This window comes from Nonlabens sp. (assembly GCF_039941875.1).
GTDB lineage: Bacteria > Bacteroidota > Bacteroidia > Flavobacteriales > Flavobacteriaceae > Nonlabens.
This window is the reverse complement of record NZ_JBDVDQ010000022.1, coordinates 40,999-57,590: the sequence shown is the minus strand read 5'-3', so window position 1 is coordinate 57,590 and position 16,592 is coordinate 40,999. Positions and strand designations below refer to the sequence as shown.

14 protein-coding genes are annotated in these 16,592 nt (G+C 33.2%); 11 read left to right on the top strand and 3 right to left on the bottom strand.

Features of this window, described 5'->3' with window-relative positions:
• The first annotated feature begins 9 nt into the window (after positions 1 to 9).
• From ABJF08_RS12910 to ABJF08_RS12860, 11 genes are all read left to right on the top strand, one after another.
• Entirely contained in the window at positions 10 to 654 is a 645-nt protein-coding gene (locus tag ABJF08_RS12910) for an outer membrane lipoprotein carrier protein LolA (RefSeq protein ID WP_348116660.1), read from the top strand.
• A 1-nt stretch (position 655) separates the two neighbouring features.
• The gene (locus tag ABJF08_RS12905; protein ID WP_348116659.1) at positions 656 to 2,098 is read left to right on the top strand and encodes an LptF/LptG family permease; all 1,443 of its coding nucleotides are present in this window, start codon (positions 656 to 658) and stop codon (positions 2,096 to 2,098) included.
• Positions 2,099 to 2,173: 75 nt separating this feature from the next.
• A complete protein-coding gene (gene ribB / locus ABJF08_RS12900; RefSeq protein WP_348116658.1) occupies positions 2,174 to 3,322 on the top strand; it encodes a 3,4-dihydroxy-2-butanone-4-phosphate synthase in 1,149 nt (382 codons plus the stop codon).
• Between the two features lie 41 nt (positions 3,323 to 3,363).
• Entirely contained in the window at positions 3,364 to 4,179 is an 816-nt protein-coding gene (gene murQ, locus ABJF08_RS12895; RefSeq protein WP_348116657.1) for an N-acetylmuramic acid 6-phosphate etherase, read from the top strand.
• Positions 4,180 to 4,183: 4 nt separating this feature from the next.
• Positions 4,184 to 4,417, top strand: a complete 234-nt coding sequence (locus ABJF08_RS12890) for a DUF6095 family protein (RefSeq protein ID WP_348116656.1) — start codon at positions 4,184 to 4,186, stop codon at positions 4,415 to 4,417.
• Positions 4,414 to 5,181 carry a hypothetical protein gene (locus tag ABJF08_RS12885; RefSeq protein ID WP_348116655.1) on the top strand — a complete coding sequence of 256 codons (768 nt, stop codon included), beginning with the start codon at positions 4,414 to 4,416 and terminating at the stop codon, positions 5,179 to 5,181. Before ABJF08_RS12890 ends, ABJF08_RS12885 begins: the two co-directional genes overlap by 4 nt.
• 192 nt (positions 5,182 to 5,373) lie before the next feature.
• The gene (locus ABJF08_RS12880) at positions 5,374 to 6,120 is read left to right on the top strand and encodes a hypothetical protein (protein WP_348116654.1); all 747 of its coding nucleotides are present in this window, start codon (positions 5,374 to 5,376) and stop codon (positions 6,118 to 6,120) included.
• A 152-nt stretch (positions 6,121 to 6,272) separates the two neighbouring features.
• Entirely contained in the window at positions 6,273 to 7,970 is a 1,698-nt protein-coding gene (locus ABJF08_RS12875; protein ID WP_348116653.1) for an OstA-like protein, read from the top strand.
• Positions 7,960 to 9,144 carry an aspartate aminotransferase family protein gene (locus ABJF08_RS12870; protein ID WP_348116652.1) on the top strand — a complete coding sequence of 395 codons (1,185 nt, stop codon included), beginning with the start codon at positions 7,960 to 7,962 and terminating at the stop codon, positions 9,142 to 9,144. Before ABJF08_RS12875 ends, ABJF08_RS12870 begins: the two co-directional genes overlap by 11 nt.
• A gap of 108 nt (positions 9,145 to 9,252) precedes the next feature.
• Positions 9,253 to 10,635 carry a tetratricopeptide repeat protein gene (locus ABJF08_RS12865; protein ID WP_348116651.1) on the top strand — a complete coding sequence of 461 codons (1,383 nt, stop codon included), beginning with the start codon at positions 9,253 to 9,255 and terminating at the stop codon, positions 10,633 to 10,635.
• A 3-nt stretch (positions 10,636 to 10,638) separates the two neighbouring features.
• The gene (locus tag ABJF08_RS12860; protein WP_348116650.1) at positions 10,639 to 11,376 is read left to right on the top strand and encodes a CpsB/CapC family capsule biosynthesis tyrosine phosphatase; all 738 of its coding nucleotides are present in this window, start codon (positions 10,639 to 10,641) and stop codon (positions 11,374 to 11,376) included.
• 12 nt (positions 11,377 to 11,388) lie between these two features.
• Here the strand turns inward: ABJF08_RS12860 and ABJF08_RS12855 are convergent, their stop codons facing one another.
• From ABJF08_RS12855 to ABJF08_RS12845, 3 genes are read right to left on the bottom strand one after another with little or no spacing between them, the layout of a single operon-like run.
• A complete protein-coding gene (locus ABJF08_RS12855) occupies positions 11,389 to 13,800 on the bottom strand; it encodes a polysaccharide biosynthesis tyrosine autokinase (RefSeq protein WP_348116649.1) in 2,412 nt (803 codons plus the stop codon).
• A 3-nt stretch (positions 13,801 to 13,803) separates the two neighbouring features.
• Entirely contained in the window at positions 13,804 to 14,583 is a 780-nt protein-coding gene (locus tag ABJF08_RS12850) for a polysaccharide biosynthesis/export family protein (RefSeq protein ID WP_348116648.1), read from the bottom strand.
• Positions 14,584 to 14,602: 19 nt separating this feature from the next.
• A complete protein-coding gene (locus ABJF08_RS12845) occupies positions 14,603 to 16,552 on the bottom strand; it encodes a nucleoside-diphosphate sugar epimerase/dehydratase (RefSeq protein ID WP_348116647.1) in 1,950 nt (649 codons plus the stop codon).
• Positions 16,553 to 16,592 lie beyond the last annotated feature (40 nt).

Below are 16,592 nucleotides of genomic sequence, written 5' to 3'. Positions count from 1 at the left end.
ATAAGTACAATGAAAAATTATTTTCTTTCTGTTTTTATGATTTTTGCTTTCGCGCAAGCGGTAACAGCACAAGATGCTAAGGCAGATAAATTATTAAGTGAAGTAGCAGAAAAATTTAAGTCTTACAAAAATGTAGCATTTACCTATAAAGGGAATTTTAAAAATCCTAAAACAAGCACAGATATGGATGTGCAAGGTGATGCAAAGCTAGAAGGAGAAAAGTACAATGTGAATTTTTTAGGCACAACGTATATCTTTGATGGTACAAAGCAGTATGCTGTAAACTCTGAAGACGAAGAAGTGACTATTTCTAAAGTAAGTAATGACGGTAATCAAATGATTACCCCTTCTAACATCTTAACTTTTTATGAAAAAGGATATTCTAAAAAATGGGATATCGTACAAAATGAAGGTGGTAGAAAAATACAGTTCATAAGACTTACTCCTATTAAATCAAACTCTGAATATAAGAATGTTTTACTTGGTATAGATGCTAACACAAAGCATATTTACAAAGCCATTATTACAGAAAACTCTGGAACAGTAGCTACATTTACATTAAAGTCATTAAAAACTAATGAACCTTTACCTAAGAATTCTTTTACCTTTGATAAAAATCAGTACAAAAACTGGTTGATTCAAGAGATGAACTAAATTGAAGATATTAGATCGATACATATTAAGCCAATACATAAAGACGTTTTTAAGCGTCTTTATTGTGTTAATGTTTATTCTTATCCTGCAAGCTATATGGTTATACATAAAAGAGCTAGCTGGTAAGGATCTCGATGTATTAACTATTGCAAAATTCTTATACTACTCTACTCCTGTTGCGGTACCTATCGCATTACCTTTAAGTGTGCTGCTAGCCGCTATATTAGTTTTTGGTAAAATGGCAGAGAATTATGAATTTGCCGCAATGAAATCTAATGGAATTTCACTGCAACGTGCGATGCGCTCCTTAACTTTTGTTATTCTAGGTATAGGAATCACTTCTTTCTTATTTGCTAATTCTGTTATTCCATGGGGTTACTTTAAACAAAGAAATCTGCGCGGTAACATTGCAAAAATGAAACCTGCCATGGCTATAGGACAAGGAACTTTTAACCAATTAGGAGATATAAATATTAAGGTAGGTAAAAAGTCTGGAGAAAACGGTGAGTTTTTAACCGACGTGATTATCCATAAAAAGAACCCTAGAAAAAATGGTAACTACACCGTCATTAAAAGTAAAAGTGGTGAGTTAAAAAGTTCTTTAAAGTCTAACATTATCCAATTAGTACTAGAAGATGGTAATTATTATGAAGACCTTTTTATAACAGAGCCTAAAAAAGCCAAAACGTCACCATTTGTTAAAACAGAGTTTAAAGAATACGCCTTAAACATAGATGTATCTAGATTAAACAAAGTAGATATAGATGATGAGTCTGTGACTGACAATCATAGAATGCTTAAAATTAATGAGCTATATAATCGTATAGATACATTCTCTCTTGCACTTACCAATAATTATAAAATATATAGAAGTAACCAGCACAGAACATGGGCACCTAGCACTATGGATCGTACTGCTGCGTTAGATACTATAAAAGAGAATCCTGAAGATTTACTGGCTAGCCTAAAAATATTTGACCAGCGTAGAGCACTGGATGTGGCGATGAGTAAAGTGCGTAGTCAGAAAGCCGCAGTTCAAAATAGAGAGGATCAAATTAAAGGAGAAGAATCTAGGCTTGCAAAACATGAAATAGAAATTCACAAGAAATATGTATTAGGTGTTGCCTGTATTATATTATTCTTTATAGGTGCTCCACTAGGCGCAATTATAAGAAAAGGTGGTATGGGACTACCATTAGTAATTGCTACTTTATTCTTTTTAACCTATCATTTCATTGGTATTTTTGCAGAAAAAGCAGCTACCGAGGGTGCATTCCCTGCATGGTTAGGTGCATGGTTAAGTACATTCATTTTATTCCCTATAGGTATTTACCTTACCTACAGAGCAACTACAGACCAAGGTATATTTAGTAATGAATTCAGCTTTAAGAAGCTGTTTTCAAGGCTTAAAAAACGCCCAAAATCTCCTAACGCTACCGCTTAATCGTTATCTTTGTAAGGAAGTCTTAAATACATAAATAATCATATTTAAGATGTTTTTTTAAATCAATAATTCCTTATGATTACTCAAGAAAAAGCCGCTCCTACCTTTCAATTAGACCGCATAGAAGATGCTATAGAAGATATAAAAAATGGTAAAGCCATTATTGTTGTAGATGATGAAAATCGTGAGAACGAGGGTGACTTTGTTGCCAGTGCTAGATCTGCAACACCAGAATTAGTGAATTTTATGGCCACACATGGTCGTGGATTAATCTGTGCCCCTATTACTGCATCTAGATGTAAAGAACTAGACCTAGCCATGATGGTGGTAAATAATTCTGATCCTATGGAAACGGCTTTTACCGTTTCAGTAGATTTAAGAGGCCATGGTGTTACGACTGGAATAAGTGCTGGAGATAGAGCATTAACTCTACAAGCAATTATTGATAAAGATACACAACCACACGACTTAAGTAAACCTGGACATATCTTTCCTCTAAAAGCTAAAGATGGTGGGGTACTAAGAAGAACAGGACATACAGAGGCAGCCATTGATTTTGCAAGACTTGCTGGTCATGAACCTGCAGGATTTATAGTAGAAATCATGAATGAAGATGGTAGCATGGCTCGTCTACCTCAATTAATAGAAGTTGCAAAAAAGCACAACCTTAAGTTAGTATCTATAGAAGATCTTGTTGCTTATAGAATGAAACATGATAGCCTTATCGTTAAAAAAGAGGACTTTATGTTAAAAACACGTTTTGGCGAATACCGTTTACGTGCTTATCAACAAACAACTAATGATCAAATTCACATAGCACTTACTCTAGGTGATTGGGAAAAAGAAGAAACCGTTCTTACACGTATGAACTCTACACAGGTTAACAATGACCTATTCTCTACCCTAACTAGTGATGCTGACAGAAAGATAGACGCAATGTTTGATCAGTTAAATAAAGAAGGTAAAGGCGCGATAGTATTCATTAATCAGCAGTTTGAGCCAGAAAACATGTTAGGTCGATTAGAAGAACTTAAAGAGCTCCAAGAAAACGGCGGTGTTAAGGCTCCTAGACGCAATCTTGATAATAAAGATTATGGGATAGGTGCACAAATACTTCATGATTTAGACATTACTAAAATTAAGTTGATGACTAATTCTGAGCAAAGTAAACGCATAGGTATAATAGGTTATGGACTAGAAATCATGGATACCGTTTCTTATTAGTTTAATTAAAATACCGCTTTCGCGAAAGCGAGACCAACATCATGGCATTTAATAAAATAACAGAGCAAGATTCTCATTATAATCATCTAGAAAAGATGAGCCCTAGAGAGCTATTACGTAGTATTAATGAACAAGATCAAACAGTAGCGACAGCTGTGGAAAAGGTGATTCCACATATTGAATCACTGGTGAAAGAAATTGTTTCAAAGATGAAAGCTGGAGGCCGATTATTTTATATAGGTGCTGGAACTAGTGGTCGATTAGGTATACTAGACGCTAGTGAATGCCCTCCTACATTCGGTGTTTCTTATGATAAAATTATAGGGATTATTGCTGGTGGTGATACAGCAATTAGAAAAGCTGTAGAAAATGCTGAGGACGATGAAAAACAAGCATTTAAAGATCTAGAAAAGCATCAAATAACTACCGATGATGTGGTTATAGGAATAGCCGCTAGCGGTACTACTCCATATGTTATAGGCGGTCTAGAGACTTGTAATTTAAATGGCATTACTACTGGATGCATTACTTGTAATCCAGGCAGTCCATTAGATAAAGTTGCTACACATCCTGTTGCAGTAGTTGTAGGCCCAGAGTTCATTACTGGCAGCAGCAGAATGAAAGCTGGTACGGCACAAAAAATGATTCTTAACATGATCAGTACCAGTGTTATGATTCAATTAGGCCATATAAAAGGAAATAAAATGGTAGATATGCAGTTAAGTAATGATAAGCTAGTAGATCGAGGTACACGTATGATTATGGAAGCGACAGGAACAAATTATGAAATTGCTAGAAAATTATTAATCGATCATGGTAGTGTAAGAAACGCTATTGAACATCAAGGAATTTGTTAATATTATGTCGCAAACATCTACAGATAGAGAAGTTTTAGGTAAAGGAGTTAAAAAGCTTGCAATAAGCGTGCTTTTTCTGTTTGCCGGTCCTATCCTTATATATATAGGAGCAGGATCTGAACATCCTATTATATTTCTAATGCCAGGGATAGTATTTGCATTACTGGCCATAGTATTTATATTTCAAGGAATCAATCTTATATTAGATTCTATGTTTAAATCAAATAAAACCAGATGATCAAAAGACACCTATTACTTGCATTTCTCATCATATTAACCAGCTGTAAAACAACCGAAAAAGAAAAAGAAGACAGCAGTGAAGCTAACACAGAAAACGTATTATCTATTCAAGGTAAAGCTACTAATCCAGATGGTATAAGTGGTAACATAAATATTATGGGCTATTTTGTAGAACCAGTAATAGGTGGTGAAATAACTAACAATGGTGCTTTTAAAATAGATTTACCTCAAGACTTTGATGTAGTTACGCATGATGCGTTTAACACATACAATTCTTCACCTGATGCAGAATATAATTTAGAATTTACTAGCGCCTTAGATAGTTTTCCAAATGCTAGCGAGTTGGATTTTACTGGTAAGGAAGAATTAATAGCCTATGCTGGTAAGTTCTTCAGATTTGAAATAATAACACCAGAAAAAACTAATTATATTTTTTCAGGTTCTAGTCAAAACTTTGTGGACTACGCGGTAGGAATAAGTGATGCTATTCCAGAAAAAGGATATCAACATTATTACATTTTTGCTAAAGGGCCTATCTCTATAATAGGTAATCAGGTTTCAGAAAATCTTTTTGAAGATGGCACCGACGAGACTTACTCTAGAACAGATTCTTATCAATTAGACATTCAGGAAGGATGGAATTTAATTAAATACGAAGTTTTATCTTTAACAAATAGCACTACCGGGAAATCTGCTATTGCAGAAACTAAAGTATCTACAGAAGATTTAACAAGTACTGAAATGACATGGCTAGTTAAATAGATAGAAAAGACATAGAAACAACGTTAAACGCATGTTAATATCGACAAAATACAATCTCTTAATTACTGACTATCAATATGTTAGGTTTTAAGATGTTAAAAATCGATTAAATAACACCTTAGAGCGAAAAAAACAGTTATTTTATTCTCCAAGTCTTCTTTTATTGTAGTTTTGCCATGTAAAAAAAACATGATGAAAAAACTATTACTTTTATTTATAGCCGCATTTACTATCGTTTCTTGTTCTATCGAGGAGACTAATGAAGATAGAGCAGATCTTGTAGATGTAACAGCGTTAAGCGAAGAAAGATTTATCAACTTTATGGAAGAAGACGCGTTATCTAACGGTTTAATTCCAGAAGCAATTAATCCAGATGCATCAGTTTATCCTTATGACATAGAATCTATTGTAGCCGTAAGCGATTTAAATAAATTATTACCTATTACAAATCCTGATTTTGGTAATTGTGTAGATCAAGATGGTGTTGACCCAGCAACTGGAGATAACGCTCTTAACTTTAAAATAGCAAAAGTACAAGATGGTATTTTAGGAGGTATTATCAGCACTAACACTAGATTTACTTACACATTAGAATCTACAGATGGATGGTATATCTATTCTGTATTTATGAATATCGATGAAGATTGTGATGATCTTCCATTAACTGCAGACGGTACTCCTAATGTATGTCGTTTCAATATCAGAAACTGTTTCGGTAGTAGAAAAACTAAAGTAACTTATACTTTTTCTGACAGCTGTATAGATGAATGTACTTGTAACTCTGTTTATGCGGTAGTATATAGACTTGATGACAATGGTCGTGTTAGTGAAAGTAAAGGAATTTGGATTGATGGTGACCAAGTTGGAGACTCTGCTGGAACTACAAATTCTTTCTGTAAAGATGATTGTGGAACAGGAGGAATTTCTAACGACAACTAGTATTTAATCGTAAAGTTTCAATTTTACATATATTCAAAAAAGCGTCCTTTAAGGACGCTTTTTTTTTGTTTATAATATAATTAATCTATAAAGAAACGTTTAGTTAAAGCATGATGCATTTTCGTAATTTTGAACTTTCTAAAAACACCATCTTGAAAAAACTCCTTTTCTTTATAGTTCTACTCATCTCATATACTGCAGTTGCTCAGCAAACAGTTAATGATTCTTTAATTAATGTTACCGGTGGCCTAAGAGAAATTAATGAAGATCTATTCCCTGGCGCAGTAATTTATTCTGGTAATGACAGAAAACAAGTGTTCGTACAACACAAAGGCATAGAAATGTGGTGCGATCGTGCTGTTTTATATCAAAAAGATAATTTTATTAGAATATTTAGAAACGTACGCATTCATCAAGGAGATTCTATAAAGATGAATTCAGAATATGCTGAATATAATGGCACTTCTCAACTAGCTTTTGCCAGTGGTGATGTTTTTATGAGAAACCCAGAAACGACACTGAAAACAGACACTTTATTCTTTGATCGTGCAAAGCAGGAAGCTTATTATAGAAGCGGTGGTACCGTAAAAGATACTGCTAGTACTTTAGAAAGCAGGATTGGACGTTATTTTATTAAAGAAAAACGTTATCAGTTTCTGGACGATGTGACTGTAACAAACCCAGAATACACCATAGATAGTAATCACCTTAACTTCTACACAGACACAGGACACACTTACATGTATGGACCTTCTACAATAAAAGGAAAAACCAGCACCGTATATTGTGAAAGAGGTTTCTATGACACTAGAAACGATGAAGGATATTTTATAAAAAACTCAAAAATAGATTATAACAATAGAACCGTCACTGGAGATAGCCTCTATTTTAATCGAGGTAAATCATTTGCTAGTGCGACTAACAACATAGTGGTAACCGACACTATTAATAAATCTATAATTAAAGGACACTATGCAGAAGTTTATAGAGCAAAAGATTCTGTCTTTATAACTAAAAGAGCCGTTGCCATTTCCATTCAAGATCAAGATAGTGTATATATACACGCAGACAGATTAATGGTCACAGGTCCAGAAAACGACAGAATAGTAAGAGGTTTTTATGATGTACGTTTATTTAAAAGCGACTTGAGCGGTAGATGTGACTCTATCGTTACTAGGCAAAGTAATGGACTTACTAAAATGATTACTAAGCCAGTGTTGTGGAGTGGCAACAGCCAGATGACAGGAGACAGCATTCATATTCAAAGCAACACCTTAACAGAGCGCCTAGACAGCTTGCACGTATTCTATAATGCTTTTATAGTAGATCAAGATAGCAGTGGTGGTTTTAATCAAATTAAAGGAAAGGAACTTATTGGTAAATTTAATGACTCTAGCCAGTTAGAAGTCGTTAATATTAACAAGAATGTTGAAAATTTAATCTATTCACGCAATGATCAACAAGAATTGATAGGTATCAATAAAGGTACTAGTGGTAGAATGGAGATTCTTTTTGAAAACAAAGAAATGACCGTTATCACAAATTATGATAATCCAGAAGATAATACATATCCTCCAGAAGAATTACCTGAAAACGCTCGTACTTTAAGAGGTTTTAAATGGCGAGGCGATGAAAGAATAATATCAAAAGAAGATCTTTTTAGAGATAAACCTAAACCTATATTGACCCCTATTCAAGGAATACCATTACCAGATATTGAAGAAGATTTTTTCAAAAAAGAAACACCATTCAATATCAATAAAAATTCAAGATTAAAAGAAGAAGATCTTAAAACCAGATCTACAGATACTCCTGATGCTATAAAGGAAGAGAAAGAAAATGAAAAATGATTTTTATACTTACCAAGCACAAACCACACCCTATGCACCTGGAATAGAAATATCCAGTGCAAAGGGAAATTACATCTATGATAAATCTGGAAAGAAATATTTAGATATGGTTGCAGGTGTAAGTGCGCTACCATTAGGACATTGTCACCCAGCCATTGTAAAAGCTATAAAAAAACAGGTAGATCAATACATGCATGTCATGGTTTATGGAGAATATGCTCAAGAACCAGCTGTATTATTGTGTAAAAAACTAGCCTCTCTCCTACCAGCTCCATTAGAAACTACTTATTTAGTAAATAGTGGAACCGAGGCTATTGAGGCTGCTATAAAATTAGCTCGTAAAGTTACAGGTAATTCACAAGTTATCGCTATGAAAAATGCCTATCATGGTAACACCTTAGGATCACTTAGTCTTATGGATTTTGAAGAGCGCAAAGCTCCTTTCAGACCATTACTTCCAGGTATCTCCCATATCAATTTTAATTGCCTGCAGGATTTAAAAAAGATTAATGAAAATACCGCAGCTGTAATTATAGAAAGTATTCAAGGAGGCGCCGGTTTTAAAATACCTAGTAACATCTGGGCACAAGAACTAAGTAAACGTTGTAAAGCTACCAACACTTTACTTATCGTAGACGAGATCCAACCTGGTATAGGTCGTACAGGCAGCATGTTTTATTTTACTCAATTAGACATTGTACCAGATATTGTCGTGACCGGTAAAGGACTTGCAGGAGGGCTACCCATTGGCGCATTAACCGCGAGTAGAGAACACATGTCTCAATTTACAAATTCACCGATGCTAGGACACATAACCACATTCGGAGGACATCCAGTAATTGCTGCGGCTGCACTAGCCACTTTACAAGAGGTTGAAAATGGTGGATACATGTCAGAAATGTTAGATAAAGAGTTACGCTTTCGCGAAAGCTTAACACATAAAAACATAAAGGAAGTAAGAGGCAAAGGTCTTATGCTTATAGCCCTATTGCCCGATAATAAGTTTACAACTCAAATAGTGGAAGAATGTAGAAATCGCGGTGTGATTTTTTTCTTATTATTATTTGAAAAGCGCGCTATTAGAATAACTCCACCGTATACCGTAACGAATTCAGAAATAGAATTTGCTTGTAAAACACTTATAGAAGTTACTGAAAGCTTCTATCCCAATTAACCCTAAAAAACTCTGTTTATAAGTTGTTGACAAGAGAAATCTTGTTTGTGCCTTTAATTTGGCAAAAAAATTGAACTTAGTAAAACATGAATTTTTAATATTCTATGTATGCATTTTGATTTAAATGATGATGAAGGTTTGAGCATAAAAAAGTTTGAACTCATGTTGAAGTCCAATGAGGTTGGATTCTTTGACAGTGGAGAATTTGAAGAGATAATTGAACATTATCTCGATGAAGGGAAAATGGTTTTAGCTCGCAAAGCCATTAGTTTAGGTATATCACAGCATCCATCGTCTGCAAATTTGAGGCTATTCAAGGCAGAGATGTATATTTTTGACGATCAGTTTACTCAAGCCGAAGAGGTTCTTAATGAGTTATTTGAAATAGAACCTCAAAATGCTGAAGTTTACATACAAAAAGCTAATATTTATTCTAAAACTGAGAGGCATGATAAAGCAATAGATCTATTAAAGATAGCTTTAGATTTAACGCTAGATCAGGCAGATGTCTATAATCTTATAGGAATGGAATTTCTTTTTATAGAAGATTACTCTAACGCCAAGGTTAATTTCATGAAATGCCTAGAGCTGGATGACACAGATTATTCTGCTCTTTATAATATCATTTATTGTTTTGACTTTTTACAAGAAAATCAACAAGCTATAGATTTTTTAAATTTGTTTTTAAATAAAAACCCTTATAGTGAAGTTGCATGGCACCAAGTAGGCAAGCAATATTTTGACATAAAAATGTATGAAAAATCATTAGCTGCTTTTGAATTTGCTATCATATCAGATGATCATTTTGTAGGTGCTTATTTAGAAAAAGGAAAGGTTCTTGAGAAGTTGGGCAGGTATAATGAGGCTATAGAAAATTATCAGATTACCTTAAAACTTGATGACCCTACATCATTTGCTTACTTGCGACTAGGTAAATGCTTTGAAAAACTAGGTGTAGATGAAAAAGCCATACACTACTTTAAAGAAACAGTGAAGGAAGATCCTTTACTAGATAAAGGATGGTTAGCCATTGTTAATTTTTACACCAAACGCCTCGATTATCAAAAAGCCCTGACCTACATTGAAAAAGCAACTGAAGTGGACAGTGACAATGCTTTGTTCTGGACGAAGTATGCATCTATAAACAGAAGGCTTAATTTTATAGAAGAGGCTGAATATGGATACAAGAAAGCTATTGAACTAGGTAATTATGAACTTTCTACATGGATCGATAGATGTGATCTTCTATTATCATTAGGCGAGTTAGACACCGCTATATTAAATGCTGAAAACGGATTAGAATTTTATCCACAAGAAGCAGAACTACTTTACAGAATCGCTGGCCTTTATTTAAAAAGTGGTGATTTAATAAAAGGAAAGTTTCATTTACAAAATGCTTTAAAAAATAATGCAGGGTACAAAACTATTCTAGAAGAGCTATTCCCAAATGAATACAAACTTCTAGATGTCCAAAAATTATTAAATAATTAAATTATGTTTTTCTTTAATAAATCTGTTTTTTTAGTCGATTTCCTAGAAGACGTTGTTGATATTCATAATCACATCTTGCCAGCTATAGATGACGGATCTAAAGATCTAGAAATGACGCAAGAAATGATAGGTCATTTTAAAGAATTGGGTTTTAGAAGCTGTATTGCAACACCTCATACCATGGAAGATTATTATGGGAATGATGCAAATGGGATCACTAAAAAATTTAATCAAACAAAACTAGCCTTAGACGCAAGCAATCACAGAGATTTTATCATTTCTGCTGCTTCCGAGTACATGATGGATGGTGAATTTGAAAATTTAATTGACACTAATAATTATTTATGTCTTCACCAGAATTACATCCTGACAGAGTTATCTTACTTTCAAAAACCTAACAACCTTGAGGAGTTAATTTTTAAAATGTGTCAAAAAGATTTAAAACCTATACTGGCACATCCAGAGAGATACCGTTATATTAAATCAATAGATGCCTATCAAGATTTAAAAGATCGAGGTTTTGAGTTGCAACTCAACTTACTATCCTTAACAGAACATTACGGAGAAGATTCTTTTCAAAAAGCTAAATCACTTCTTGATAAAGAGATGTATGAGTTTATAGGAACAGATGCTCACAAGCCTTCTCATTTAGAAAAAATAAAGATCATAAAAATTAAAAAGAATCAAATTGATTCAATAAAAAAGCTTGTGGAAAACCACAAGCTTATATTTAATATTTAAAATAGGAAGATCTTATTCAAAAGATTTTCCTTTTGAGAACTTCTTTTTAAGAAGGTCTAACCATGTTTTCTTTTCTTCTCCATAAGCATACCCATACTTATTACCATAACCGAAGTTAGCTAACTTAACGTTGTTTACAACTACCGCTACATTACTCAATTTCCCATCTTCAATAGTATCTGCAACAAATTCTAATAAAGAAGTGTCTGTATAATTTGCTCTTGTAACATAAGTTGTAACATCAGCATATTTATTAATCAATAAGGTATCTGTTACTAATATAGTTGGTGCGCTATCAATAATTACCAGATCATATAAAGACTTAGCCTCTTCAAATAAGTCCTTAGTTCTATCTTGCATCCATAATTCAGCTGGATTAGGTGGTATAGCTCCCGAAAGAATGATATCAAGGTTAGGATTAACCTTAGAAGTCATTGCTAACTCTTCTACAGTCAGTTGGTCATTTGTAAGATACTCTGTAACTCCTTTTGTTCTCTTTGATACGTTGGGTAAATATCTATGTAATTGAGGGTTTCTAATATCACCACCGATAAGTAATACTTTCTTTCCAGAGTATGCAAATGTATTTGAAACATTATATGAAACAAGTGTCTTCCCTTCACCCTTGATGGTAGAAGTTACCAAAATGATTTTAGTACCATCATGATTTAAAGCATTCAACTTATATTGAAGGTTGGTTCTTATAATTCTAAAAGACTCAGCTAAGACAGATCTATCGTTAGGAACAATATAATCGACACTATCCTTATCTAACTTAGGTACTTCACCTAATATATTAGCATTAGGTAAACCTCTCTCAACATCATTTCTAGACTCAATTTTGTTATAGAAAATGGACCTTCCATAAATTATCGCACCAGGAAGAACGAAACCAATTAGCATCATACCTAGATAAACAATTCTAGGCTTTGGTGATATTGGAGTTTTAGAAGCTAATGCAAAATCAACTATTTTAGCTTTAGGAGCAGTAACTGCAAGGGAAATAGCTGTAGTTTCTTTCTTCTCATTTAATAATAAATAAATAGCTTCGACAACTTCTCTGTCCCTTTCTATATATCTAGCTATTCTTTCATTTTCAGGAACTGTAGAAATTTTACCAGAGACAGAACCTAATTCCCTAGTCAGGCTTTGCTTTTGAATTTCTATGGAATTAATAGTATTGTTCAGAGATAAAAGAATAGCTTGTTTTAAGCTATCAATTTCGTCTTTTAACCTTTTAAGAATTGGATTCTCAGCTGTAGCATTATCTTTATACCTATTGTATTCTTGAACTAATGCATTATAACTAGAAGACGCTTGTTGAATGTTTAGATTTTGTAAACCAATATTTTCAGGAATAAAATCATAACTCTCTTTATTCAATTTATTCTTAATTAATCTAGCGATCTCTAACTGAGTCCTAGATTCAACTAATTCTCTAGTAATTCCAGCAGAAGACTCCAGATTTAAAGCAGATTCAGCTACTAAATCCGTTAATCTTTCCGTGGTTTTAAAAGTCTGTATTCCACGTTCTAAACTATCCAGATCTTTCTGAATATCGGCAAGGCGTTCATCAATGAATTTGGCCGTATTCTGAGCTACTTGATTCTTATCCTTTATAGCATCTTCATTAAAAACTGATACTAAATTATTCAGAATGTCTTCCGCTTTTTCTTTTACTGGATCCACTAAAGTAATTTCTAAGACACTTCCTCTTTTATCAGCTTTAGAAATATTTAGTTTAGATTTGAGAGATTTTGTAACATCGTTAATCGGTTTAATCGAAACCAATAAGTCCTTCCAGTTTTTGTCTTCTACTTCATTAATGTGGGAACTACCCCTTGAGTGATCGAAATCTGGTACTACTAGTAAATTTAATTCATTCAACTTAAAGGACGCACCATAATCATGTGTCACATAATTTAAATCTTCAATGAATTTGATTTCAAACTTAGTTTCATCTACATATCTAACCATTAGATCTATTGACTCAGGAATACCTCTAGATAAGGAATCATTTAAAATTGACAACTTTATAGGACTGTTCTTATAAACATTAGTAGACTTAATATTTCCAGTACGCGTATATACGATATTCAAATCTAGATTAGAAACCACATCATTTATCAACCTATTAGAATTTAAGATTTCTATCTCATTTTCTACGGTGTTAAATGAGCCACCTAAAACATCAATATCTCCTAAAGCAGAAAGCTCAGATAATCCACCACCACTCTGAGTATCTTTTATTAAAATTTTGGTAGATGCTACATATTCTTTACTGGCATATCTTAAATAAACAAACCCTAACAATAAAAAGATAAAAACACTGATTACAAACCAGGGCCAATATCTTAAATATTGATTAATCTGATCTTTAAGTGAAAGAGCCTGATTAGTCTCCATATTTGTAGTACTACTCATGTATTAATTATTTGAAAGAACGACTATTAATGATAACAATACCGATGCTACCGAAACGTAGAGAGAGGCGTTTCTATTAAAACCAGCTGCCTGAACTTGAGCATTATTAGGTTCTACTATGATCACATCATTTTGCTGAAGGTAATAATATTCAGAACCTATAAAATCAGAATTAGTAAGGTCTAATTTATGAACTTTTTGAACACCATCCACATCTCTTAACACGGTAACATTTTTTCTATTACCATAGATGGTTAAATCACCAGCCATTCCAATAGCCTGAAGTAAGGTAATACGATTATAATCAAAATTATAGTTTCCTGGTCTCGTCACCTCGCCTAAAACGGTAATCTTAAAATTAACAACTCTCAAATCAACAGTTGCATCCTTAACATATTCTGCTCTCAATCTATTTTGAATAGTATCAGTTAAATCTTTTCTGCTTATTCCTGCAGCCGTTATATCACCTAATAAAGGAAATGAAATATTACCCTCATTATTAACAAGGTAACCAAGAAGTTTATTTTGAGAAGTGATCGTCAAATCGTTATTAGCCGTTGGGTTTACAACTTGGTTAAAAGGCTGTACTAGTTTCATGTTCTCACTAGTCACGATAATTCTAAGAATATCATCCTTTTTTATAATAGATTCGTAATTCAACTCTCTTTCTGTTAACGCAGAGTCAATATCTTGAACATATAGAATCCTATCTTTGGATACACAAGAGGTGACCAAAGCTACAAAGATTGATATTAAAGATAATTTAATTAAAAAATTTTTCATTTTGCAAAGATACTTATTTCTATAATTTTACTTTCTTGTCTAGCAATTCAAACACGCTGTTTTTACTAATAAATTCAGGTACCATTTGCTTTATTTTCATAACTACTAAATCATCATTAAAATCCTGAGTTGCTATCTCAATTTCTTTTAGATAATTTGTCACTTTTTCGTAAATGTAAGGTTCGTCCTTAGCAACCATAATCTTTTGATGATGTGTCGGTAAGGTCTTAGAATCATCACTTAATAATTCTTCAAATAATTTCTCACCAGGTCTTAACCCAATTATTTTTATATCAATCTCTTCATATGGTTTAAAGCCTGATAACTTAATCATACGTTCTGCAAGATCCATTATACGTACAGGTTTTCCCATATCAAATACAAATATCTCACCTCCATTCCCCATAGTACCTGCTTGTAACACTAGTTGACAAGCCTCTGGTATAGTCATGAAATATCTAATAATATCTTGATGCGTCACTGTAACAGGACCACCGCTTTCTATTTGTTTCTTAAAATAAGGTATTACAGACCCATTAGAACCTAATACATTACCAAATCTTGTTGTGATAAACTTAGTAGAGCTATTAGAGTGTTGTTGTAGCGATTGTACATAAATCTCTGCAGCTCTTTTACTAGCTCCCATCACATTAGTTGGATTCACAGCTTTATCTGTACTTACCATTACAAATCTCTCGATTCCTTTACTAACTGCTAGATTTGCTAGATTAACCGTACCTAATATGTTAACAAATACTGCTTCTCTAGGATTGGACTCAATCATAGGAACATGTTTATATGCCGCAGCATGGAAAACAACCGAAATATCATTAGCTTCAAATACCCTTTCTAACCTTTCAATACGCCTTACATCTGCAAGAATAAATTTAAAGGCTACATTAGGAAACTTTTCTTTCAACTCTAGCTCTAGATCATACAAAGGAGACTCTGCTTGATCTAATACGAGTACACATTTAGGATTATAATCAGAAACTTGTCTTACAATCTCACTTCCTATAGAACCTGCCCCACCAGTGATTAAAACAACTCTATCTTCTAGATAATTAGAAATTTGACTATCATCAAGATGAATAGCTTCCCTCTCCAAGAGGTCTTCTATCTGAATCTCTTTGATCTTAGTACTAACATCTTCCTTATCTGTCCATTGTGTTATATCAGGAACATTAAATATTTTCAAATCATTTGCCAGCGCCTTATCCACCAACTCATTTTTTTGAGCTATAGATAATTGAGAACCAGCGATAATAAGCCCATTCACCTTCATAGGTGCGATTTTATCATAAAACTTACTACCATATTTAACGATAGGTTTCCCTAAAATTTTAATACGTTGATGATCATTTTTAAAAGAGATAAAACCGGCTAGGTTAAAACTTTGTGTCTTAGAAGTCGTTAATGCTTCAGCTAGTGCGATACTATCATCATTTACCCCTACTATTAAAACATCATAAATTTTCTGTTTACCATGAGACACAAAAGAGTACAATCTTTTAACCATCACTCTAAATAACAACAAAGCAACAAAGGTAGTTGTCATGTTGATAATCAAAAATGGCATTAAAAATATTTTCTGATCATAGATAAAATAATAGCCGTAATTCACAACTACTATTACCGTAGTACTGGCTATACAAGCAAATGCTATTTTAAATATATCTACAAAAGTACTGTGCCTAATAAGACCTGAATACGTACTAAATACAAAGAAAGATGCTAAATAAACAAGGGTAAAGAAAACTGCTTGTTGATAAATAGAAAGCACTTGATAAAAGCTAGTAGTAATATTTTCTACTACTAAAAATGAAACATAGAAGGATAACACAACTAGAAAAACATCTATTGCGACTACCATCCAACGTGGTAAATATCTCAAGTTTTTGAACTGCAGAGAATTATCTCCATTCCAAAAGATTTGAGCCAATCTATTTTTAAAGTATTCTATTTTCATTTTCCCTTGCGGCAAAAATAGTATAAAAAAAAGGGCAATG